Source organism: Flammeovirga sp. MY04 (assembly GCF_001682195.2).
Classification (GTDB): Bacteria; Bacteroidota; Bacteroidia; order Cytophagales; family Flammeovirgaceae; genus Flammeovirga; species Flammeovirga yaeyamensis.
The window spans coordinates 3,024,933-3,048,403 of record NZ_CP003560.2 but is presented as its reverse complement, the minus strand read 5'-3'; the positions used below and the strand labels follow the sequence as shown (position 1 = coordinate 3,048,403).

Annotated in this window: 16 protein-coding genes and 1 tRNA gene; 15 read left to right on the top strand and 2 right to left on the bottom strand. The window is 37.6% G+C overall.

What is annotated here, in order from left to right; translation table 11 throughout:
- The first annotated feature begins 383 nt into the window (after window positions 1–383).
- Window positions 384–6,128 carry a fibronectin type III domain-containing protein gene (locus MY04_RS12285; RefSeq protein ID WP_158297682.1) on the top strand — a complete coding sequence of 1,915 codons (5,745 nt, stop codon included), beginning with the start codon at window positions 384–386 and terminating at the stop codon, window positions 6,126–6,128.
- Window positions 6,129–6,172: 44 nt separating this feature from the next.
- On the opposite strand, the gene MY04_RS12280 is transcribed toward MY04_RS12285, so the two are convergent.
- Complete coding sequence (locus tag MY04_RS12280; protein WP_066210055.1) at window positions 6,173–7,021, bottom strand: Rpn family recombination-promoting nuclease/putative transposase; 849 nt, start codon at window positions 7,019–7,021, stop codon at window positions 6,173–6,175.
- Window positions 7,022–7,184: 163 nt separating this feature from the next.
- On the opposite strand from MY04_RS12280, the gene MY04_RS12275 reads away from it, so the two are divergent.
- The 7 genes from MY04_RS12275 (at window position 7,185) to pheS (ending at window position 12,991) form a co-directional block, all read left to right on the top strand.
- Window positions 7,185–7,544: a hypothetical protein gene (locus MY04_RS12275; RefSeq protein ID WP_066210054.1), complete on the top strand. Its 360-nt coding sequence runs from the start codon at window positions 7,185–7,187 to the stop codon at window positions 7,542–7,544.
- A 141-nt stretch (window positions 7,545–7,685) separates the two neighbouring features.
- Window positions 7,686–8,594, top strand: a complete 909-nt coding sequence (locus MY04_RS12270; RefSeq protein WP_066210053.1) for a bifunctional enoyl-CoA hydratase/phosphate acetyltransferase — start codon at window positions 7,686–7,688, stop codon at window positions 8,592–8,594.
- Between the two features lie 3 nt (window positions 8,595–8,597).
- Window positions 8,598–9,674, top strand: coding sequence for a butyrate kinase (gene buk / locus MY04_RS12265; protein WP_066210052.1), 1,077 nt, complete (start codon window positions 8,598–8,600; stop codon window positions 9,672–9,674).
- Window positions 9,675–9,684: 10 nt separating this feature from the next.
- Complete coding sequence (locus MY04_RS12260) at window positions 9,685–10,872, top strand: class I SAM-dependent methyltransferase (protein WP_066210051.1); 1,188 nt, start codon at window positions 9,685–9,687, stop codon at window positions 10,870–10,872.
- 20 nt (window positions 10,873–10,892) lie between these two features.
- Window positions 10,893–11,147 carry a hypothetical protein gene (locus MY04_RS12255; RefSeq protein WP_066210050.1) on the top strand — a complete coding sequence of 85 codons (255 nt, stop codon included), beginning with the start codon at window positions 10,893–10,895 and terminating at the stop codon, window positions 11,145–11,147.
- 131 nt (window positions 11,148–11,278) lie between these two features.
- Complete coding sequence (locus MY04_RS12250; RefSeq protein WP_066210049.1) at window positions 11,279–11,740, top strand: FKBP-type peptidyl-prolyl cis-trans isomerase; 462 nt, start codon at window positions 11,279–11,281, stop codon at window positions 11,738–11,740.
- 231 nt (window positions 11,741–11,971) lie between these two features.
- On the top strand, window positions 11,972–12,991 hold the full coding sequence (gene pheS, locus MY04_RS12245; RefSeq protein ID WP_066210048.1) for a phenylalanine--tRNA ligase subunit alpha: 1,020 nt from the start codon (window positions 11,972–11,974) through the stop codon (window positions 12,989–12,991).
- 366 nt (window positions 12,992–13,357) lie between these two features.
- Here the strand turns inward: pheS and MY04_RS12240 are convergent, their stop codons facing one another.
- Window positions 13,358–13,876, bottom strand: a complete 519-nt coding sequence (locus tag MY04_RS12240; protein WP_066210047.1) for an acyl-CoA thioesterase — start codon at window positions 13,874–13,876, stop codon at window positions 13,358–13,360.
- 202 nt (window positions 13,877–14,078) lie between these two features.
- Here MY04_RS12240 and MY04_RS12235 point away from each other — a divergent pair.
- The 7 genes from MY04_RS12235 to MY04_RS12205 all read left to right on the top strand — a co-directional run bounded on the left by MY04_RS12235 (window position 14,079) and on the right by MY04_RS12205 (window position 23,437).
- Window positions 14,079–14,149 (top strand) — tRNA-Cys (locus tag MY04_RS12235).
- Between the two features lie 523 nt (window positions 14,150–14,672).
- Window positions 14,673–15,926 carry a c-type cytochrome gene (locus MY04_RS12230; RefSeq protein ID WP_066210046.1) on the top strand — a complete coding sequence of 418 codons (1,254 nt, stop codon included), beginning with the start codon at window positions 14,673–14,675 and terminating at the stop codon, window positions 15,924–15,926.
- Window positions 15,927–15,986: 60 nt separating this feature from the next.
- Window positions 15,987–19,205 carry a TAT-variant-translocated molybdopterin oxidoreductase gene (locus tag MY04_RS12225; RefSeq protein ID WP_066210045.1) on the top strand — a complete coding sequence of 1,073 codons (3,219 nt, stop codon included), beginning with the start codon at window positions 15,987–15,989 and terminating at the stop codon, window positions 19,203–19,205.
- A 68-nt stretch (window positions 19,206–19,273) separates the two neighbouring features.
- Entirely contained in the window at window positions 19,274–20,701 is a 1,428-nt protein-coding gene (gene nrfD / locus MY04_RS12220; RefSeq protein ID WP_066210044.1) for an NrfD/PsrC family molybdoenzyme membrane anchor subunit, read from the top strand.
- 13 nt (window positions 20,702–20,714) lie between these two features.
- Window positions 20,715–21,329, top strand: coding sequence for a DUF3341 domain-containing protein (locus MY04_RS12215; protein ID WP_066213247.1), 615 nt, complete (start codon window positions 20,715–20,717; stop codon window positions 21,327–21,329).
- A 47-nt stretch (window positions 21,330–21,376) separates the two neighbouring features.
- Entirely contained in the window at window positions 21,377–22,054 is a 678-nt protein-coding gene (locus tag MY04_RS12210; RefSeq protein ID WP_066213244.1) for a c-type cytochrome, read from the top strand.
- A 36-nt stretch (window positions 22,055–22,090) separates the two neighbouring features.
- Entirely contained in the window at window positions 22,091–23,437 is a 1,347-nt protein-coding gene (locus tag MY04_RS12205) for a quinol:cytochrome C oxidoreductase (protein WP_066210043.1), read from the top strand.
- The last annotated feature ends 34 nt before the right edge of the window (window positions 23,438–23,471 follow it).

Genomic DNA, 23,471 nt, shown 5'->3' with positions numbered 1-23,471 from the left:
CTAGCATCGTCGTAAACCGATAGTCCTCGAGGGGCCAAGGCCACCTCGCTAGCTTTCTCACCTTACCTCTTACCTTTTACTTCTTACTTTTTAATTCTAACCTCTTACTTCAAAAACTCCTGAGTTATTTATACTAATCCCCCGTAGTTTATTAGTTCTAAAAATATCACTTATCCAAGTTTATCATTTCAGAATATCAAGGACTTGAACTAATCACTATTTTTTCCCTAAGGAGTTTGGTATATTGATAATACCTAATTTTGAAAGCTTAAAGCACCTATTTTCTTAAAGCTACTTTTATTAACTCATTTAGTGACCCTCAATATGTATAGTAATGGGCTTAGATGCTCATTACTTGCAGAGGACCGTTAGACCTAATACCCATGAACGCTACTTATAACTACACTTTGTGGAGACAAATTTTTGTCTTCCTAATGTGTATACTGACTACTACCGTATCTGCTCAAAATCAATCAAAACCTATCCTAAGTTCTGATGCCCAAGAAGTAATGCCTTATTCTAAATTTAAGAGGCAAAAAGATGATCCTGCGGCAAGATTGGCTCATGAAAAGTTGATGACGGAAAATCCTATTACCCACGAGATTCCTGGAAATATTACTGAATTGGAGCATATTTTTGGCAATGCACTAAAAGCTAAAAATGAGAATAAAAGGATTATTCAACCAATTCACTCTCCTTGGCAACAAAGGGGACCTTATAATGTCGGAGGTAGAACAAGGGCACTGGCATTGGATAGAAATAATGAGAAAATCATTTTTGCTGGTGGTGTGGCTGGTGGATTGTGGCGGTCGATAAATGCTGGGGAATCTTGGGTGAAAGTGACTTCTTCTACAGACCGACAAGGCATTACTTGTATAGTTCAAGATCCTCGTTCTGCTTATTCTAATATTTGGTATTATGGTGCTGGTGAAGTCTATGGAAATTCAGCTTCCGGAGGAGGAGCTACTTATAGAGGAAACGGTATTTTTAAATCTTACGATAATGGTGTAACATGGGCTCCAATCGAAGAAACAGAATCCGATCCAACCGAAAGTGAAGGTCATTTTCAGTTTGTCAATAAATTAGCAATGGATCTTGAGGGAAATTTATATGCAGCACATGCTGAAGGAATTTCAATTTCTCGAGATGGAGGAGTAAGCTGGGAACTAGTATTAGGAGAAGATAGAAACTCATTTTCTGAAGTGATTGTCGGTCCCAACAATGAAGTATATGCAACAATAGCTAACTATGGTATTTTTTCATCAAATGATATGGGAAAGAGTTGGATTAATATTACACCTGACCCATTAAAGAATTTCGGTTTTCAAAGAGTAGTCATCGATATCTCCCCTTCCAACCCCAATAAAGTGATGTTCTTCGTTCATTTTCCCAATAAAGGAGTCAGTAATCATATGCTCTTTGAATATACTGCTGATAATAATTATTGGAGAAATTTGACATCCAATTTACCTCAATTTGGTGGTTACGTAGGCAATATGTCCCAAGGATCTTACAATCAGTTTATCAAATATAAACCTGATGACGAAAACGTTGTTTTTCTAGGAAGCACAAATGTATATCGATCAAACAATGCCTTTAGAACTACTACAGAAACAAAATGGATTGGAGGTTATTCTACGGTTAATAATGTGAGCTTGTATAAAAATCACCATCCAGATAATCACGACTTGGTATTTTTACCATCGAATAGTAATCATGTAATTTCTGCACATGATGGAGGGTTAAGTAAGACCTCAAATATTATGGCTGATGTAGTCGATTGGGAGTTTATTAATAATGGATATTACACCACTCAAAGTTATGCAATCGCTATAGCAGAGAAAAACTATTTTGATACTCAATTATTGGCCGGTTTCCAGGACAATGGCAAGTGGTACAGTAAATCTTCTGATGTTACTTCTGATTGGATTGAAGAATATGGAGGAGGAGATGGATGTTTTGTACATATCGTTTCTGATGAACCAATGCGTTACACAAGTACGCAATACGGAAAGATTCTACGATTCAAAGGAGAGGATCCAAGGAATCCAACAGATTATGACGGAATTCATCCAAGAGATGCTTCAGGACAAATGTTTGTCAATCCCTTTCTGATCGATCATGTAGATGAAAATATTATGTATTATCCCTCTGGACGAACTCTATGGGTCAATACTGAATTGGATAACATCAACTCCGGATACACATTTAATGGGACTAGAACGGGGTGGGCGAAGTATACAAATGTTGCTGCTTCAGGAACTATCACGGCTTTGGATGTTTCTACAGAAGGAAACCATCGTTTGTATTACGGTACAAGTGCAGGAGTGGTTTACAGAATAGATAACCCAACAAATGCGAGTGCTACTGTAAATACTATTTCAACTGATAAAGGATTACCCACCGGATTTATTTCATGTATTGCTGTCAACCCTATAGATGATGAGCATGTGGTTATTGTATTATCAAATTATCAAACACAAAGTATTTTTGAATCGAAAGACGCTGGAAATACTTGGGCACACATCACGGGTAATTTAGAAGAAAACGAAGATGGAAGTGGTGCCGGTCCTTCGGTAAGATGGTTTGCTTTTCATCAGCCCGATGGACAAGAAACGTCTTACTTTGCTGGAACAAGTATTGGCCTTTTCCATGCAACCTCATTGTCTGAAAATACTCAATGGTCACAGCAGGCACAGAACGAGATCGGTGATGCAGTAGTAGGAATGATCAAAACAAGAGAAGATGGTTTTGTAGCCATAGGCACACATTCAAATGGTTTGTTTACTTCTTATTATGGAACAACGAATACGCCTCCAATTGTATTGAATCAAATAGATGATTTAATCATGTATGCAGGTGATCAGAAAATAGCATTTTTAGTAAGTGATCTATTTGAAGATTCTGAAGCTGATATCTTATCGTATACATTTTCTGTAGGAGATTCATCTATTGTCAAAGCATCATTTGATGATGAATACTTATATATACAACCTGATCAAAATTCTTTTGGACAAACAACAGTATCATTAACTGCATCAGATGGTTCTTTGAGCACCACTATGGACATTAATGTAACTGTAAAATTAATTTCCCCTTTGCTTTATGCACAGTCAGAGAATTCTGGTCGAACGTATAGAAGTCAGTTTTTTACAGATTTTGGAGTTCCTATTTATTTAGCCGATGATTTTTATGTTGATGAAAATATCAATTGGAATATTACTGGAGTAAAAGTATATCATGCTAATAGTAGCAGAGAAGAGATATATCGAATTATTATTTGGGAAGATGATAATGGAAAGCCGTCTTTAAATCAGATATACAATTCAGGAGATGTACCCATTCAATATATGGATAGGACGTATCTTACTTATAATTTTCCTGAAACGCTTGAACTAGAGGAAGGCCGTTATTGGTTAACTGTCGCTCCTGTGATGTCCTACAGAAATGGAGGATCGTATTACTGGAGAGGAACTGGTAATGGAAGTCAAAATGGTAAAGAATTTCATTTATTGGATTCTGGCGATTTATTTAGAAACGGGTTTACAGAATGGACACCAAGATCCGAATTAAATTATAGAGATTATGATTTAGCTTTCGAGGTATTTGGTAGATCAGAAGGAGGAAATCCTCCATCACAAGTAGAGAACTTAACAGCAAAAGTGGACGGTCATACCAATGTTTTACTTACTTGGCAGTCCAATCAAGAAGTATCTGGATATACCATAGAAAGATCGATATCTCCCGATGGATCATATATAGCCATAGGGAATGTAGAGAAAGATAATTTAAGTTTTGAAGATCAAGCAAAGAAGACCCAAGGAGTAACGTATTACTATAAAGTAAGAGCATTTACATCGAATGGAATCGCTACCCAATCTCCGATAGCTACAGCAAGAATTACATCTATACCTAATCCAGTCCATCTGTTGAAAGTAGAGAAAGAACAGAATGGTTTTTACTTGCAATGGGAAGATCAATCGAACGATGAAGAATTTTTTACTATAGAGTACTCATTAAACGAGTATCACGGCTATGTACCAATTGCAGAAGTGAGTAGAAACACCTCCAATTATTTATTGGATAATATTCCTTTTGGGTCTTTGAAATACTATTTCAGAGTGGCAGCTGTTAACGGGGCAGGGATGTCTACATATACGTATACATCTACCTATTCATTATTGGAGCAACCTACGAATATTCATATTGATCAATTATCAGTTAATTCATTACAAATACAATGGAAAGATAATTCGGCATTAGAAACGGGCTTCTTATTAGAATATTCTGTTGATGGAGGAGTAAATTTCACTCATGCGATTACTACAGATGTTAATCAATCGATGATTACTTTGGAACAATTAATTCCAAACGCGACCTATTATTTTAAGCTCTCAGCCATCAATGGTTTACTTGGTGGCACCCTTCAAAGTATCCCTCAATTATTTTTATATACCTTATCAGATGATAGTGCTCCAAAAGCTCCTTCTAGTTTGAACGGTGTGGCTAATGGGACTTCTTCGGTTCAATTGACATGGGAGGATGATATTTCGAATGAATTAGGTTTTTATGTTTATCGTAAAGATGCGTTATCAGAGGAGTTTGAAAAAATTGCAGATTTGACTTATAATCATCAAGAATTTCTTGACGTAAATATAGATGAAGGAATGACCTATGAGTACAAAGTAGCGAGTTATAATCATTTAGGAGAACAGCTATCTGATATCGCCCAAGCTCAATTAGGAATTCATGCTCCCGATAATTTTGAACTATTGCACTCCGATAATAAAATATATTTGAAGTGGGATGATTTGTCTAATCTTGAATCAAGTTATTGCATCTTTAGGCGAAGTGGCAATGGTAGTTTTGTTAGAATTGAATCTCTACCATCCTCCACTAGTCAGTTCGTCGATGAAAATGTATACGCTAATATAAATTATGAATATTATGTTGCGGCTACCTATTCAGGTGAATATTATCCATCATCAATAAAAGCTGTAAATACTCATCCTCAATCTCCAAAAGGATTAACTTCTTTAGAGGTAACTGAATATACACATGGGGTAGTCACGGTAGAATGGGAGGATTTAAATGAGGATGGAGATGAATATAAAGTTTATAGAAAATTAGTAGGCTCAGAAGATTCAGTACATATAGTTTCTGTTGAAAACTCCACCAAAGAAATTTTTGATAACACCATCTTATCTGGAGAGAAATATTACTATTATGTTACCGAGTTTAATGAGGGTGTTGCCGGCATAACTCAATCAGCATATATCAAAACAGAAGAGAACATTTCATTACCAATTATTGCTGAAAATTTTAGAGTAGTAAAAGAAAATGATGGTTTGATGTTAATGTGGGAAGATCGTTCTGACAACGAGCACGGTTATCAGATTTATAGAGCCGAAAGAAATTCTGGAACGGTAAATCAATTGGTAGAATTACCCGCGAACACCACCAAATATTACGATAATTCAGTAGCCGATGGTGAAGAATACAAATATCTATTGATCGCCTTTAACTCTATGGGATATTCACCTGAGGTAGAGTGTATGTATTTAATGTTTGATCAAACAGAAGATGATATTATTCCTCCTAATACAGTTAAAGTTTTGGATATATTGGATCATCATAAAGTGACTTGGAAAGATGTCTCATCGAACGAGCATGGATTTAGAATTTATCGTTCTCGTGTTAATTCCACAGATACTTTGATGATAGGACAGGTAGATATGAATGAGCAGATTTTTAAAGATTATTCTGTTTTAGATGAAGGCGATTATCATTATTGGGTTAAGGCATTTAATTCAAGTGGAGAATCGGTAGATAGCGAACATTTTCTGTACTCAAAAACTACAGATGTCAATAATTTACTTTCTAATTTAAATCAACCAATTAGATTGTATCCTAACCCAAGTACCGGTCAATTTACTGTTGAACTAGAAAATAGCTGGAATCCAAAAGTAAGTATTGCTGTTTTCACTGTTGATGGTCAGAAAGTGTATCATCAAGAATTTGAAAACCGATTAATTACTCTCAATCTAGAGCATTTGTTTACAGGTCAGTATATCCTAAAAGTATTTGATGAGGAGAAGAGTAATCATCAGATGATAGTGAAAGAATAGTGTGAAACCTGAGTTTGTAAATTTAATTTTCGAGCTCAGGTTTTTTATAAGTTATCAATATCCTTTTTTGATAAGTTGGTGTATTTCATAATCTGTTCAATAGGAACACCATCATTTTTCATTTCTTTTGCCATTTCTAATCTCACACGATCTTCGGCGTCAACTTTTAGTGTTAACATTCTGCTTGCTTCGTTTCTTAGATCTTTTAAATGTTGTGAATAATTCTTTTTTTCTTCTTCCGGTAAAGTATCGACTCTCCATAGTTCTCTGGCTTTAGAAATCCCTTTAGCATTAAATTCCTCTTTGATATCGTTGTTTTTTAAGTAATAGATCCATTGATCAAGAGAGTCTTTTGCTACATCATCAAATTGATTTACCTTAATTACATAATATTCAGGGAATATTTGATAGGGCTCAATTTTACCCCCAAGAAGTTCAGTTTGCTTAGCAGATAATAAAAGTTTATCAGCTTTATGAATACCAATGAAATCAGTTTTTCCATGATATACATAATCATTTCCTTGCCCTAAATCAAAATACACAATATTGATTGAATACACTTTCTTAATATTTTGATAAGGTTCACCAACAGAAATATATTCAGATATGACTTTTGCAGTTCCATAATTCATTCTATGGAAATAATCATATTCATTCTGATTTTGAAGCTCTATTATTACCAATTCACCTACGGAGTTTTTAACCAAAATGTCAACTCTGTTGTATTTATCAGAGTCTAATCTTTGATTACTTTCACTTTCCAGGATATTCTGAATGATTACATCTTCTTTGAGAAGTTCTGATAAAAAACCTTCAAGAACTGAAAAATCGGCTTTGTTTCTTAAAAGTCTTTTTATTGCCCAGTCGAATCGTATTAAGTTTCTGTTATTCATTTTGTGTGTATTTGAAACAAAGTTATGTATTTATCTCTAAAAAAAATCTATAAACACTTAATTATGAATAAATAATAACTCTACCCTTAAACATTTCAGCTTTCTTAATTCTATAATTTTTAATTCTTCCCTCTTTTCTCTTTACCTTCGCCACATGAAAAAAATGAGATTTATTTTAGCGGCACTTTTTCTATTAACAATAGGTTGTAGAACTTCCAATTATGTACAAATTGTTGGAGGAGATGATAAAAGTCAGGTGACCGGAGATAATAACGAACTAAGAGTAACTCCAGGTGCTTGTGTATTCTATGGTGAACTTTTGACTATTGAAGGCACGGGAGCCATTTTTATGGTGAAGTCTTTGGTAGGCTGTGGTCCGGGAGTGACACGTTATCCAAAAGTAGGAACAAAACTGTCTGCTCGATTCAGAGGTGAATTAAATGCTGAAGTTGGACAAAGTGTTCAAGTGAAAGTAATGGAATTTGAGAAATCGTTTTCTGTCCTTGAAATCATTCCTTTATAGGGAAAAATCATTACTTTTGCACACATATAAACACTAAAACTCATCCAAAATAGTATTCAAATAGATAGCATTGTATTTCATGTTATTTTATTTAGATACTTTTTGATCATGAGGACACCTTTTTTTACTAACCATAATACCATGTTAAAAAGCATATCTGAACTTACGGAGATATTAAATAATCAGACCACAAAAAGACGTTTAGTACTATGTGCAGCTGCGGACGATCACGCTTTAGAGGCGGTATATAGATCTTATAAAGAAGATATTATCGAACCTGTTTTGGTCGGCAACAAGCACGATATTAAAAATATGTGCGATGAATTAGGTTATGCCTTTGGTGATGATGTTGAAATCATACACGAGATAGAATACAAAGACATGGTGAAAACTGCCGTTTCTCTTATTCACAATGGAAAAGCGGATTTCCTAATGAAAGGACATATCTCCACTGCAGAATTAATGCGTGGTGTCCTAAATAAAGATTGGGGATTAAAGAAAAGTAGATGTATCTCTCACATCGCATTATTCGATTTGCCAGCCTACCATAAACCTCTAGCATTAACAGATGTGGCCATGAACATCGCTCCAGATTTGGATACTAAAATTGCCATTCTTAATAATGCCATTGATTTCATGAGAAAGTTGGGAATCGAGAAACCTAAAGTAGCTGCTTTAGCGGCAGTAGAAATGGTGAACGAAAAAATGCCAGCCACTTTGGATGCCGCTTTATTAACGATTATGGCCAACAGAGGACAAATCAGAAATTGCGAAATCGATGGTCCTTTAGCTTTCGATAATGCCATTTCACAAGAATCATCTTCTCATAAAGGCATTAAAGGATCAGTTGCCGGTAATGCCGATCTATTATTGGTGCCGGATATCGAAGCAGGTAACGTACTTTACAAAGCATTCGTTTTCTTTGCTAGTGCCAAAGTAGCCTCTATCATTTTAGGGGCAAAGGCTCCCATCGTCTTAACATCAAGAGCTGATTCTATGGAGACGAAATTAAACTCCATCCGTTTAGCTGCAGCATCCATCGAATTTTAATTTATGCAATATATATTAGCTATCAACCCTGGCTCAACATCCACAAAAGTGGCTTTGTACCAAGGAGAAGAAGAATATAAAGTGAAAACGCTGAGACATTCCATAGAGGAACTTCAGCAGTTTCAAACCGAAGAAGAGCAACTAAAGTTCCGTAAGGAAAAAGTAGTTGAATTTCTGAAGGAAGAAAAAATTGATATTTCCTCTCTTGCTATCGTGATGGCAAGAGGCGGATTATCTAAACCTATTGAATCGGGAGTGTATTTGGTGGATGAGAACCTACTTCACGATTTAAAGGAAACTCCAAGAAAACATGCAAGCAACTGGGCAGCAAAAATAGCATTTGATATAGCTTCAGAAGCTAAAGTCAACGCATATATTGCCGATCCTGTGGTTGTAGACGAACTATCTGATATTGCCCGCATGTCGGGACACCCTAAATTTCCTCGCGTATCTGTCTTTCACGCTTTAAATCAAAAAGCAGTAGCGAGAACATATGCAGAGAAAATAGGGAAGAAGTACGAAGACTTAAACTTAATCATCACTCATATGGGTGGAGGTGTTTCTGTTGGAGCTCACCTTAAAGGAAAAGTGGTCGATGTAAATCAAGCACTCGATGGCGATGGTCCATTTTCACCAGAAAGAAGCGGATCGCTTCCTGTGGGAGATATTATTCGTGCGGCATTTAGCGGAGCATACACTCAACAAGAAATGATTTCAATGGTCGTAGGTAAAGGCGGTATGTCAGCTTACCTAAATACTATTGATGCCAAAGCTGTGGAAGAAGCAGCTCAAGCAGGTTCAGAAGCGGAGTTGAAAGTGATGGAAGCGATGATATATCAAATCGCTAAATCGATAAATAGTATGGTCGTTCCTTTACAGAATAAAGTAGATGCCGTAATTTTGACGGGCGGAATGGCTTATGGAAAATGGTTCACAGGTAAAATCACGGAATATGTGAATCATATTGCTGATGTAGAAATCTTCCCTGGAGAAGATGAAATGTGGGCATTAGCCTTAAACGCTAATCAGGTGATCAACAATAAAATCACCCCTAAAGAATACGGATATACAGAATTTTAATAAACATAGCATGATCATCGATACTATCACTAAGCAATTTATACAAGATCATTTGGATGAAAATCCTGCTGATATTGCTTTTAAAGCTCAGAAATTCCCTGAGGTAGATGGTAAGGTGGCGGCACATCAAATTGCCTCACGTCAGAAAGTCAAGAAGAAATTACCGACTTGGTACGAGAATGCAGAGGTGATATTTCCAGAGAAAGTCCCGTTAGAACAAAGTTCTTCCGAAAAAGCAGCCAAATACAAGTCGTCTTTGGTAGAAGGTGAATCGATGATTGACCTTACAGGAGGAATGGGTGTAGACGATTGGGCTTTTTCTTTTGTTTTTAAAAAAGTGATGTATGCTGAAAGGCAAAAAGATTTGAGTGAAATTAGTGCTCAGAATTTTGCATCACTTGGTCGTAACAATGTTGAAGTAATCCAAGGCGATAGCCTAGAGTGGCTTCAGCAAAGCAACCAACAATTTGATGTCATCTATGTAGATCCTGCACGTCGAGATGAACACAATAAAAAAGTGGTGATGATCTCAGATTGTGAGCCTAATCTTATTGAACATCAAGCGCTTTTAAAAGAGAAATCAAAAAGTGTGTTGATAAAACTTTCCCCAATGTTGGACATCAAGCAGTCTTTACGACAGTTGGATAATGTGTCTAAGGTTTGGGTAATAGCAGTGGATGGAGAGTGTAAAGAGATTCTTTTTTATATCGATCATCAACAAGAAAAAGTCAATACAGAAATTACTTGTGTCGATCTTAAATCCAATGGAAATGATACTTCCTTTTCTTTTATTTTAGAAAATGAAGAGTACACAGAGGTAGAATTGGCAAGTGAATTGTACGAATATTTATACGAACCTAATGCGGCGGTAATGAAAGGTGGTGCTTTCAAATCTATTGCAAACCAATTTGGGTTAAAAAAAATACACCTGAATACGCATCTCTATACTTCAGATAAACTGATAGGCGATTTCCCTGGAAGAAAATTTAAGATTGTGGATACTTTACAAGTGCAAAAGAAAGTTTTGCAGAAGCATTTACCCTCATTGAAAGCGAATTTATCTGTTCGAAATTTTCCTCAAACGGTAGATCAATTAAAGAAAAAGCTGAAGTTAAAAGATGGAGGAAATGATTTCCTTTTTGCAACTACTCTGTTTAACAACGATAAGGTATTGCTCAAGTGTGAGAAAACATCATAAAATTTAACTAACAATTCGACATGTTTAAAACAGTATATTTAAAGACAAAAAAAGAGTCTAGAAGAACTACATCAGATCGTTTAAGATCAGTAAAAATACATGGTGACGATACGGCTGAGATGGTCAACAAATGTTTGGAAGAGCATGAGAAAAAAGGATTTAAATTAGTTAGTATTACTCCTTTATCATCAGCAAGTTCGTCTAACGTCGGTACTGGCGGATGGGGTTTTAGCTACACAGATGGAGTAATGATTGTCTTCAAAAAGAAGAAATAAGTAAAATACTTCAAAAGTATCTTGTCAATCCTCATTATTTCCTAACAAATACTTGTAAACCCTCAACATCTTTGTAATTTTGCAACTCATTTTGAGCGGTAGTACGCTCTAACATTCAAATAAATAGAGAAATGTCAGTAGCACAAAAGGGAAATAAAGTTAAAGTTCACTACACTGGTACTTTAAACGACGGTAGCAAATTTGATTCTTCATACGACAGAAACGAGCCAATCGCTTTCACTGTTGGTGCTGGTCAAATGATCCCTGGTTTCGACAAAGCAGTTGAAGGTATGAACGTAGGTGACAAGAAAACTGTAAACATCCCTTGCGACGAGGCTTATGGTCCTGCTCGTGAAGATTTGATCATCGAATTCAAAAGATCAGATGTTCCTGCAGATATGAAACCTAACGTAGGTGACCAAATCGGTCTTCAAAGCCCTCAAGGTCCAATCCCTGCAACAGTAGTTGAGTTAACTGAAGAGATCATCAAAGTTGACGCTAACTCTCCAATGGCTGGTAAAGACTTGAACTTCGATATCGAATTAGTAGAAGTATGTGAAGATAGCTGTGAAGACGGTAACTGCAACTGCTAATTATTTATAAGAGTAAAAACTCACTTAAACGCTTCAATCTATGCAAGATTGAAGCGTTTTTTGTTAAGGAACATCATAACAAATCATTATTATTTGGTTTTTATGACTTTACTCGTGTTATAGGTGAATAAAGTTTTTATCTTTGCAAATTGAAAAATAGAAAGGTGATCTTTCTATGTAACAGATTAAGATTTAAAAGGGGAAGTCCCATTCAATATATTTTTAGAAATTATGCTTGAGCAGATAAAAAAAATTGAAGAACAAATAGAAAAAGCAACTGCGGCAACTAAAGAAGATTTAGAAAATTTCCGTGTAGGTGTTGTTGGTAGAAAAGGTATTATTGCTGACTTATTTTCGAAAATGAAAGAAGTAGCACCAGAAGAACGTAAGACTTTTGGACAAACAGTGAATGCTTTAAAAAATGCTGCTCAAGAAAAATTTCAGGAACTTCAAGATGCTTTAGAAGATGCACAAGCATCGGATATCAATCACCATGATTTGACGTTGCCAAACGTTCCTAACGAAATGGGTACTGTTCACCCAATTACTAAAGTTCGTGAGGAAATCTCTAGAATCTTCGAGCGTGTTGGTTTCAATATTTCTGAAGGTCCAGAAATCGAAGACGATTGGCACAACTTCTCTGCTTTGAATTTCCCTCCAAATCACCCAGCGAGAGAAATGCAGGATACCTTCTTCTTAGAAAAAGATCCTGATATCGCTTTACGTACGCATACATCATCAGTACAAGTACGTGTGATGGAAAATCAAAAGCCTCCAATAAGAACATTATCGCCAGGTAGAGTATACAGAAACGAGACGATCTCAGCTCGTGCACACTGTATCTTCCACCAGGTAGAAGGTTTATATATCGATAAAAATGTATCATTTAAAGATCTTAAAGATACATTGTATTACTTCGCCAAAGAATTCTTCGGTCCAAATACTAAAATTAGATTAAGACCATCTTATTTCCCATTCACAGAACCTTCAGCTGAATTAGACGTTAGCTGTACTGTATGTGGTGGCAAAGGATGTAATATCTGTAAGTACACTGGATGGGTAGAAATCGGTGGTTGTGGTATGGTAGACCCTAATGTATTAAAAGCATCAGGTATCGATCCAGAAGAATACACAGGTTTTGCCTTCGGTATGGGTATTGAGCGTATGACAATGTTGAAATACAGAATCAACGACCTTAGATTATTCACAGAAAATGATTTAAGATTCTTACGTCAGTTCTCATCACTATAGAAAGAAATACATTAGATGAAATAAAAAAGGTCGCTTTTTTCGGAAAGTGACCTTTTTGCCGTCTTAAGGAAATTAAAAGTTAAAAATGAAGAATGAAAAACGTGAAATGTTGAATGGTTCGTAGGTAGGGTATACAAGTTTTTAAAAAGTATTTTCACCGCATCTATATAAAACTAGCGCGAGTTTTCGAACTCGTGCCCACGTAATGAGGAGCGAACCCCAAAAATCGAGTGTAAAATAAGGCAATAATTATATCTAGCGCGAGTTTCCGAACTCGTGCCCACGTAATGAGGAGCGAACCCCAAAAAAACGAGCGTTAACTTAGCACCTGCTACCTGCTACCTGCTACCTGCTACCTACTACCTACTACTTTTTATCAAATATCGAATGCAAAGAAGTAGCATCCTTCGGCTTCATCCTCCCCGCCATCATCAACCTTACCTCTCTTCTTTGTAATGCTTCCTCATATAGTTTCTTTTCAATATTGGTTTCTGGTTTGATCTTAGGGACAGTAATAGGTCTTCCTGTTTGATCCACGGCCACGAAAGTAAAGAAAGCTTGATTGGTTTCTACCTTTGTACCATTGGGGATATTCTCACTCCAAACACGAATAAACACTTCCATAGAAGAATTGAAGGCTCTCGTTACGTGTGCTTCTAAAGTGATTACATCACCTAGCTTTGGGGAGTGTTTGAAAGAGACATTATCAACAGATGCGGTAACTACAATTCTATTGGAATGCTTTTGAGCAGATATGGCAGCTACGACATCCATCAAATGTAACAAGTGTCCACCCATTAGATTGTTTAAAGGGTTAGTATCATTGGGAAGTACCATCTCGGTAGATACTACATAGGATTCTTTAGGTGCTTTTTCTAGTGTCATTTTATGTTTAAAGTATGTTTATGTTGATCAAAGATAAGGAAAGAAAGCATATCTAACATCTCTGATCAGATAACTTGCAGCAAACATTCTATATTATCCATTTGTCTAACAGATTCTTAAATTTTATTTACTCTTTTTTTTGAATATTCGTTTGGGAGATTAAAATTGATGTATTACTTTTGCATCGTCTTACAAGGTAAAGGGTGCCATGGCCGAGTGGCTAGGCATCGGTCTGCAAAACCGCGTACGGCGGTTCGAATCCGCCTGGCACCTCTAAAAGGTCAAATCAATACATTGATTTGGCCTTTTTTTATACCCAAAAACCATGATTTAATTCTCCGTGTGTATTATCAAAACCATGATTTGATATTAGGATTCTTTTACATCAATAAGACTATTTAAACCTCTGTTTAAACAAATTTTTCAGTAATCAATCATGTTACTGAAAAGAAGTGAATAAGTATTCGTTTAATAAATTACCTACACTATCACTTGTTATTGGGGCTTATTAAGAAAATTTAAGAGTGTTTACATTTTTTGCTGATCTTCATTATTCCTAAAAAGATGTCAAATGTCATTAAAAATTGTAATTTGTAATGATTCTAAATAAGGATATATTGGACTTTTAGGGGTGTAAATGTCTGTAAATAAATAATTTAAGTGTAAAATATTGTGTTTTACGTATTAAAGCGACTTTTGTTGCTAAGTTTGATTTAAAAGTCCCCCGTATTAGCTTTGCAACCGAATGTACAATTGCATATTTCATCTAATTTTTTTGTATAAAAACTTCAATGGTATGAGTATCGGCAGAAGTGTATTAAGGTTGCGTTCTACATTAGCAGTAGTTTGCGGGTTGCTCTTAGCAAGCACGATGGTGTTTGGGCAGGGTGATGGCATCCCTACTGATGAAGCAGCAATCTCGGCGGGGGCTGAACTTTTCGATGGGAACTGTTCGTCTTGTCACCAAATACACGAAAAAGGTATCGCACCGGCGCTTAAAAATGTATATGAGCGTCGTGATGTCAAATGGCTGACTAAATTTATCAAACATCCAGGCAAAACAATCGAGAGTGGCGATGCTTACGCGGTAGCACTTTACGAAGAGTTCAAACCTACCATTATGCCTAACCAAGATCTTACAGATGAGGAGATCTTACAGGTTTTAGCATATGTGAAAGATGCAACGATAAAAGGTCCAGCTAAACCAGCAGCTGAAGCAGCGGCGGCATCCACAGGTGCAGAGGCGGGAACGCCTCAAGGTATGGTAGTTTCTTCTAACCTACTTGTAGGGGTGATTATTGGACTACTTGTTTTATTGGGTATTGTTTTGATTGTTTTAGTCATTCTTGCTAATGTACTAACTCAATACCTTAGACAACAAAAAGGACTTGAAGCTGAAGATGAAGCGTACATTAATGAGAAATTCAGCCTAGCTGCAATTTTCAAAAGCCAAGTATTTGTTGGTTTAGCCTCTTTTGCGTTTGTGATGATTGTTGCTAAAGTAACAATCGATTCTTTATTCGCAGTTGGTGTTCAGCAAGGTTACGCTCCAGAACAGCCAATCAATTTCTCACACAAACTTCACGCAGGTTACTACGAGATTGATTGTAAGTACTGTCACACAGGTGTAGAAAAATCGAAGAATGCCAACATTCCTTCGGCGAACATCTGTATGAACTGTCACAACAGTATCCGTCAGAATTCTCCTGAAATCCAAAAAATCTATGCAGCTATTGAGAATGATCAGCCAATCCAATGGGTGAGAGTTCACAACTTGCCAGATTTAGCGTATTTCAATCACTCTCAACACGTAAAAGTGGGTGGCGTAGAATGCCAAACATGTCACGGTGAGATTGAAAAAATGGAGGTCGTTCAACAACATTCATTGTTGACAATGGGATGGTGTATTGATTGTCACCGTCAGACAGACGTAAACGCAAAAGGTAATGCGTATTATGACAAAATGGTAGAAATGCACGAAGCTACTTCTAAAGAGCCGATGAAAGTAAAAGACATCGGAGGTTTAGAGTGTGCTAAATGTCACTATTAATTTGTCGCTTTTTGAACCTTTTGTTCACTAAGCTTTCAACTGATTTTCTACAATAGAGAAATGGCAAAGAAAGAATATTGGAAGGGCGTTGAGCAATTAACCAATGACCCTGAATTCGTAAAATATGCTGATAAAGAATTCCCGGAGCATCTACCAATTAAAGATGCTTATGGTGATAACTCAGAAGGGGAATTCAAAAGCAACAGACGTGACTTCTTGAAAGTGATGGGCTTCTCTGTAGCGGCAGTTTCTTTAGCTGCTTGTGAAGCACCAGTCAAGAAGGCTATTCCTTACCTAAACAAACCTGAGAACGTTGATCCGGGTGTAGCAAACTATTACGCTTCTACATTCTTCAATGGTTCTGATGCAATGCCAGTAGTAGTGAAGACTAGAGAAGGTAGACCTATCTTTATCGAGGGTAACACATTCTCTAAATATTCAAACGGTGCAGTTACTGCTCGTGCGAATGCTTCAATCATGGGATTGTATGATGAGTCTAGAGCTAAAGATCCTTCAAAAGGTGGTGTAACAACTACTTGGAAGAAGGCAGATGCTGAGATCATCAAAGGATTAAATTCAGCAGGTAAAGTAGCCGTAGTTACGAATACCGTTGTTTCACCATCAACGAAGAAAGTCCTTAACCAATTTGCAGAAAAATATAATGCTGACGTAGTTACTTACGATCAGGATAACAATTCTGCTATCATCGAGGCAAACAAAAAACAATTTGGAAAAGCAGCAGTGCCTTCATACGCATTTGATAAAGCAGATGTTGTAGTAAGTTTCAATGCTGACTTCCTTGGTAACTGGGTAGCTCCTGGTATCTTCTCTACAGAATTTGCTACTACTAGAAAAGTAGGACCAAATAAGAAGAAGATGTCTCAATTGTTCTCTTTCGAGACAATGTTGACACTTACTGGTGCGGCGGCTGATTACCGTTCTCCTCTAAAACCTTCTCAAGAAGGTGTAGCAGTAGCTGCTTTATATAACGCAATTGCAAAAGCAACTGGAAATGCAACTGTAAAAGGTGCTATTAAGGATGCTAACATTGCTAGAGCTGCTAAAGCTTTATTAAACGCCAAAGGTAAATCATTGGTAGTATCAGGAATCAACGATGTGAATGTTCAATTGTTGGTGAATGGTATCAACCAAATGCTTCAAAACTATGGCAACACTATCGATTTAAACACTCCTTTATATACTCGTCAAGGTTCAGATGTACAGATGAACGCTTTTGTTGATGCCTTAAAAGGTGGTCAATATGGAGCGGTGATTTTCTATAACTGTAACCCAGTTTACGATTACGCTAGAGGTAAAGAAATCGCAGCAGGTATCAAGAAAGCAAAACTTTCTGTATCGACAAGTGACCGTCTTGATGCTACTGCAAAAGCATGTGGATTCAACGCTCCTGATACACATTATTTGGAAGCTTGGAACGATGCTGAATACAAAAGAGGATACTTCAGTATTGCTCAACCAACAATCAACAAGATTTTCAATACTCGTCAAGCACAAGATTCATTCTTAGCATGGGCTAGTATCGATGCTTCTTATGATGAGTTGGTGAAGTCATTCTGGAAAACAGATCTTTTTGCTCTTCAGTCTTCTGAAGCTGTAGCTCAGTCTTTCTGGGTAAGATCTCTTCATAATGGTATCTTCGAAACGAAAAACGTTGGTGGTTATAAGTCAGTATTTGATCAAGGTGCAGACGCTGTTAACTATTTCGCTGAATTTGATGCAGCATCAGCAGGTGCGGCAGTAGCAGCTAAATACAAGACAACTGCAGATTGGGAATTTGTTGCTTACCCATCATCAGTATTGGGATATGGTGCTTTAGCCAATAACCCATATATCCAAGAAACTCCAGACCCGATTACTAAAGTAACTTGGGGTAACTATGTAGCTATCGCTCCAGATGCTGCTAGAGAGTTGGGTGTTCACAAAGAATTCGAAACAGAGAAAGAAGTACTTAAAGTGACTACTAAGGCTGGCGAATTTGAACTTCCAGTAATCATGCAACCTGGTTTAGCAAAAGGTGTTATCGCAGTTCCTCTAGGTTATGGTCAAGATGACTTGGGTAAAATCGCTAAAGAAGCGGCAGGTTTCAATGCAATGTCATTGTTGTCTGCAAAAGATTTGACAAGCTATGTGATTACTTCAGGTGTTTCTGTAGTAGCAACAGGTACGAAAGAACATGTTGCTCAGACGCAGACGCACGAAACAATCATGAGCCGTCATTCTATTATTCAAGAAACAACACTTGCTCAATACGTTAAGAACCCTGCAGCAGCTCGTCATGAGGTGATGATCTCTACTTACCAAGGTAAAGAGAAACCAACTGATATTTCTGCTTGGGATATTAATTCTGATGGTTATCAAAAGGATGAGCATAAAGTAACAGAATCTAAGCCAGGAGCGGCATTACTTTGGAACTCTGTAACAGGAATCAAAGCTGATGTTCACGAATATCCAGGTCACCACTGGGGCTTAGCAATCGACTTGAACTCTTGTGATGGTTGTTCTGCTTGTGTGACTGCATGTCATATCGAGAACAACGTGCCAATCGTAGGTAAGCAAGAAGTAATCAACCGTCGTGAAATGCACTGGTTGCGTTTGGACCGTTACTATAGCCAACGTCCTGAAGAGGAGTTTACTGAAGAAGAAAATGCATCAATGACGGATTATGCGAAAATGGAGCGTTCAGCACGTAACCCAGAAGTAGTATTCCAACCAATGATGTGTCAGCACTGTAACAATGCTCCTTGTGAGACTGTATGTCCAGTAGCTGCAACTTCTCACTCATCGGAAGGTTTGAACCAAATGACTTACAACAGATGTATCGGTACAAAATACTGTGCGAACAACTGTCCTTACAAAGTACGTCGTTTCAACTGGTTCAAATACCACAACAATAATGAGTTTGACTATCACATGAACAACGATCTTGGTAAGATGGTATTGAACCCAGATGTTACTGTTCGTTCTCGTGGTGTGATGGAGAAATGTTCTATGTGTGTTCAGAGAACGCAAGCAGGTAAGTTGAATGCTAAGAGAGAAGGCCGTGAATTGGTTGACTCTGATGTATCTACAGCTTGTGCGTCAGCATGTGCTTCAGGAGCAATCAAGTTTGGTGACTTGAACAACCCTGAATCTGAAGTTCGTCAACTTCTTGAAGGCGAATTGAAGGAACGTGCTTACAATGTGTTGGATGAAATCAACACTCGTCCTAACGTTTATTACTTAGCTAAAGTAAGAAACAAGGAGGAGGCACACTCATAGTAAACTAAGTAATGTACATTACTTAGGACTCAATTTAAGTTAAGTATTCATACTCTACATAAGATAAAATGCAGATTGTATCGAAAGTCCGTGAACCACTGGTAACTGGTGGTAAAACATACAAGGACATAACAGAAGATGTCTGTCGACCAGTAGAAGGTAATCCATCGATGGGATGGTTTGCAGGAATGGGCCTCTCGCTTGTTCTACTTCTAGCAGGTGGAGCTTTTCTTGGAGAAATGCTTTGGTCTGGTATCGGTCGATGGGGTCTTAACAAGACAGTTCAATGGGCGTGGGATATTACCAACTTCGTATGGTGGGTAGGTATCGGTCACGCAGGTACACTAATCTCAGCGGTATTGTTGTTATTCCGTCAAAAATGGAGAACTTCAATTAACCGTGCAGCAGAAGCGATGACTATCTTTGCCGTAATCTGTGCCGCTATCTGGCCAGTAGTACACATGGGTCGTCCTTGGATTGGTGGTATTTGGGCATTGCCATTACCAAACACTTATGGTTCTCTTTGGGTGAACTTTAACTCACCTCTACTTTGGGACGTATTCGCGATCTCAACGTATTTCTCAGTATCATTAGTATTCTGGTTTATTGGTCTAATTCCTGACTTTGCAACTATCCGTGACCGTGCAATCAAACCAATTCCACGTTTGATCTACGGTGCACTTTCAATGGGCTTTAATGGTTCAGCGAAAACTTGGATGCACTATGAAGCAGTTTCATTGATTTTAGCAGGTTTATCAACACCTCTAGTACTTTCAGTACACACAATTGTATCAATGGACTTTGCAACATCAGTAATTCCAGGATGGCATACGACAATCTTCCCTCCATACTTCGTTGCAGGTGCGATCTTCTCAGGATTCGCCATGGTATTAACGTTGATGTTGGTAACTCGTAAGCTTTACAAATTAGAAGACTACATTACTATGGAGCACATCGAAATGATGTCACTAGTAGTTACAATTACTGGTTCTGTAGTAGGTATCGCATATATCACTGAATTCGTGATCGCTTGGTACTCAGGTGTAGAATACGAGCAATACGCTTTCGTTAACCGTATGACTGGCCAATACTGGTGGGCATACTGGTCGATGATGGGTTGTAACGTAATCTCTCCTCAAGTATTCTACTTCAAAAAACTAAGAACAAGCATTCCATTTATTTTCTTCATCTCAATTGTAGTAAACATTGGTATGTGGTTCGAGCGTTTTGTAATTATCGTTACTTCGCTTCACCGTGACTTCCTTCCATCTTCGTGGGTGTATTTCTCACCAACGATTTATGATGTAATGTGTTACGTATTTACTTTCGGATTGTTCTTCACATTGTTCTTAGCATTTGCGAAGTACTTCCCAGTAGTAAACATGGCAGAAGTGAAATCAGTACTGAAAAGTTCTGATACTAAAGTGTACCAGTCTCGTCGTACCATCTCTAACGAGGTAGTTCCTGAGGCGGATAGAGTTCCAGTTGATCTATAAAAAAGAATTAGAGATGGAAAAAAACACAAATTATTTAGTAGGCGTATTCGGTGATGAGGATATCATGATTAAAGCGGTTAAAGCTTTAAGAAAGAAAGGTGTAAATATCTATGAGGTATTTACTCCGTATCCAGTTCACTTCTTGGAAGATGCTTTGGGGTATAAACGCTCATGGATGCCAAAAGCGGCATTTGGATTTGGTGCTCTTGGTACTACTTGTGCGATTTTACTTCAATCATGGATCATGGGCTTTGAGTGGCCAATGATTATCGGTGGTAAAGGATTTATTGCAATTCCTGACTTTGTGCCGATCACTTTCGAATTAACAGTTTTATTCTCTGCTTTCGGTATGGCAGGATCGTTCTTCGTATCTCAAGATTTGAAACCTCACAAGGTTCCTCAAATTTTCGACCGCCGTCAGTCTGATGATAAGCACATTATGGCAATTGATCTTGCTAATAATAAGATTTCAGAGGAGGAGATTAAAGCGTTACTTTCAGAGTCTGGTGCTGAGGAGGTAAACAACAAAAGCTTCACAGAAAAAGAGAAGAAAGGTAATTTCTTCGATTATGTGGCTGATTTGTTTACGAACGGTGTAACAGATTCTGCTAGAGAGTTAAAAGGATAATTAATCACGATTTAAATTACGCAAACATGCGAGGCAATAAAGTTGTAATGAAAGCAATCGCAATTGGTGCAGCAGCGTTGGCAATGACGGGATGTAAGATTCAAGGTGACGGTGAATTCACTGGTCTTGAATATGCTCCTCAAATGTACCACACTGTACCTTACGAGCCGCTTTCTCAATTCACGTATGACGGCATTAGAGGTGGTTTCCTTGAAGAATTCTACTACGAGGACTTTATCAACTCTAACCCGTACAACGATTATTATTCTGCTGGTAAAAAAGACAGAGTAATTAACGTTAAGGAGCCAGTTGCAGGTACTGTGAAGCGTCAAAACTTCACTGCTGTAACGAAGGAAGCTGCTGCGAAACCAGATCAGGAATTACTATACTATATGGACATTCCTGCTGATCAAGCAGAGTGGGCTGCAGAAAACTTGAAAAACCCATTGGAGGCAACTCCAGAAGTGGTTGCTCAAGGTCAGCACTTGTTTACTGCTTACTGTATGCCATGTCACGGTGAAAAAGGTGACGGTAAAGGTAAAGTAGGTCAGAAATACGGTGGTGTTGCAAACTTGAAAGGTAAAGCAATCAAGAACGCAACAGACGGTCATATCTTCTTCGTGATCACTCACGGTAAAGGACGTATGTGGCCACACAAATCACAGTTGAACCCTGAAGAGCGTTGGGCTGTGGTGAAATATGTTAGAAAACTTCAAGGTAACTAAGATCGTCCCAACGGTCTAAACTATATTTTATAGAATATGGCACACGTAGATGTAGATCTAAAGAATATCCAAGAGCAGTTTACTTTCGGAGGTAAACTGAAGAAGAACGTGTTGCTCATCGGCGGTATCGGTGTGGTACTGTTCGTGTTGGGTACGATCTTCTTGATGATGGGTGGTGGTCACGATGATCATCACGCAGCTGTAGAGCACGCAACTGAGGTAGCTTCGGCACACTCAGGAGACGCTCACGGAGACGCTCACGGTGGAGAGCATCATGCAGAATACCACTGGTGGCAGCGTATTATTGTCGATTTCTGGTTGAACGGTGTGTTCTTCACAGGAGTGGCATTGTTAGGATTCTTCTTCTTTGCACTTCAATATGTAGCGAACTCAGGTTGGCCTGTATTGATCAAAAGAGTAATGTTGAACTTCCGTCACTTTATCCCTGTTGGTGGTATTGTATTATTACTAACTTTCTTAGTTGGTTCTCATACGATCTTCCACTGGACTCATGATGGAATTGCGGATCCTAATTCTTCACACTATGATGCAATTATTGCAGGTAAAGTAGATTTCTTGAATACTCCTTTCTTCTTATTTAGATTGGTACTATTCATTTGTGTATGGACCTTCTTCGGTTTTGTATTGAACAAAATCACTAAAGCAGAAGATGCAGATATGTCAGGTACTACTAAGTATTTCAGAAAAGCTCAACGTATTTCAGTAGCTTTCTTGATCTTCTTTGGTATTTCTGAATCAGTAACTTCATGGGACTGGGTAATGTCAATCGATACGCACTGGTACTCTACTTTATTCGGATGGTATTTACTTGCAGGTTGGTTAGTAACTGCAGTGGCTTTCATGTCATTGTTTGTTATCATCCTTCAAGAAATGGGATATTTGAAAGCGGTAAATGAGAATCACCTACACGATTTAGGTAAATTCTTATTCGGTTTCTCAATTTTCTGGTCTTACTTGTGGTTCTCTCAATTCTTATTGATTTACTACGCGAACATTCCAGAAGAAACAATCTATTTTGTAGATCGTTTGAGAAGCGCAACTTATGCTCCTTTATTCTTCACTATCCTAATTACAAACTTTATCTTCCCATTCTTTGTATTGATGACAAGAGATGCAAAACGTAAGACGATGATGATGAAAATTGTTGCTGTAGTAGTAATTTTCGGTCACTTCTTAGAGTATGCTATCTTAATCATCCCAGGTACATTGAAAGAGAACGGAGGATTTGGTTTAACAGAGATTGGTTCTGGTATGATCTTCTTATCGATCTTCTTATACTTGTACTTCTCAGGTTTAAGCAAAGGCGGTTTGATTCCTCAGAATCATCCAATGTTAGAAGAATCAGTGAATCACCACACTTAACAGGTGAGCACTTGAAAATACAAAGCCTCAGGTC

Excerpts from the sequence above, each read along its gene's own strand:
- MY04_RS12210 (WP_066213244.1), top strand. The coding sequence starts at position 21,377 with ATGAAAGCAATCGCAATTGGTGCAGCAGCGTTGGCAATGACGGGATGT.
- MY04_RS12240 (WP_066210047.1), bottom strand. The coding sequence starts at position 13,876 with ATGACACTAGAAAAAGCACCTAAAGAATCCTATGTAGTATCTACCGAG.
- MY04_RS12250 (WP_066210049.1), top strand. The coding sequence starts at position 11,279 with ATGTCAGTAGCACAAAAGGGAAATAAAGTTAAAGTTCACTACACTGGT.
- MY04_RS12285 (WP_158297682.1), top strand. The coding sequence starts at position 384 with ATGAACGCTACTTATAACTACACTTTGTGGAGACAAATTTTTGTCTTC.
- nrfD (WP_066210044.1), top strand. The coding sequence starts at position 19,274 with ATGCAGATTGTATCGAAAGTCCGTGAACCACTGGTAACTGGTGGTAAA.
- MY04_RS12275 (WP_066210054.1), top strand. The coding sequence starts at position 7,185 with ATGAGATTTATTTTAGCGGCACTTTTTCTATTAACAATAGGTTGTAGA.
- MY04_RS12205 (WP_066210043.1), top strand. The coding sequence starts at position 22,091 with ATGGCACACGTAGATGTAGATCTAAAGAATATCCAAGAGCAGTTTACT.
- pheS (WP_066210048.1), top strand. The coding sequence starts at position 11,972 with ATGCTTGAGCAGATAAAAAAAATTGAAGAACAAATAGAAAAAGCAACT.
- MY04_RS12215 (WP_066213247.1), top strand. The coding sequence starts at position 20,715 with ATGGAAAAAAACACAAATTATTTAGTAGGCGTATTCGGTGATGAGGAT.
- MY04_RS12225 (WP_066210045.1), top strand. The coding sequence starts at position 15,987 with ATGGCAAAGAAAGAATATTGGAAGGGCGTTGAGCAATTAACCAATGAC.
- MY04_RS12270 (WP_066210053.1), top strand. The coding sequence starts at position 7,686 with ATGTTAAAAAGCATATCTGAACTTACGGAGATATTAAATAATCAGACC.
- buk (WP_066210052.1), top strand. The coding sequence starts at position 8,598 with ATGCAATATATATTAGCTATCAACCCTGGCTCAACATCCACAAAAGTG.
- MY04_RS12260 (WP_066210051.1), top strand. The coding sequence starts at position 9,685 with ATGATCATCGATACTATCACTAAGCAATTTATACAAGATCATTTGGAT.
- MY04_RS12280 (WP_066210055.1), bottom strand. The coding sequence starts at position 7,021 with ATGAATAACAGAAACTTAATACGATTCGACTGGGCAATAAAAAGACTT.
- MY04_RS12255 (WP_066210050.1), top strand. The coding sequence starts at position 10,893 with ATGTTTAAAACAGTATATTTAAAGACAAAAAAAGAGTCTAGAAGAACT.
- MY04_RS12230 (WP_066210046.1), top strand. The coding sequence starts at position 14,673 with ATGAGTATCGGCAGAAGTGTATTAAGGTTGCGTTCTACATTAGCAGTA.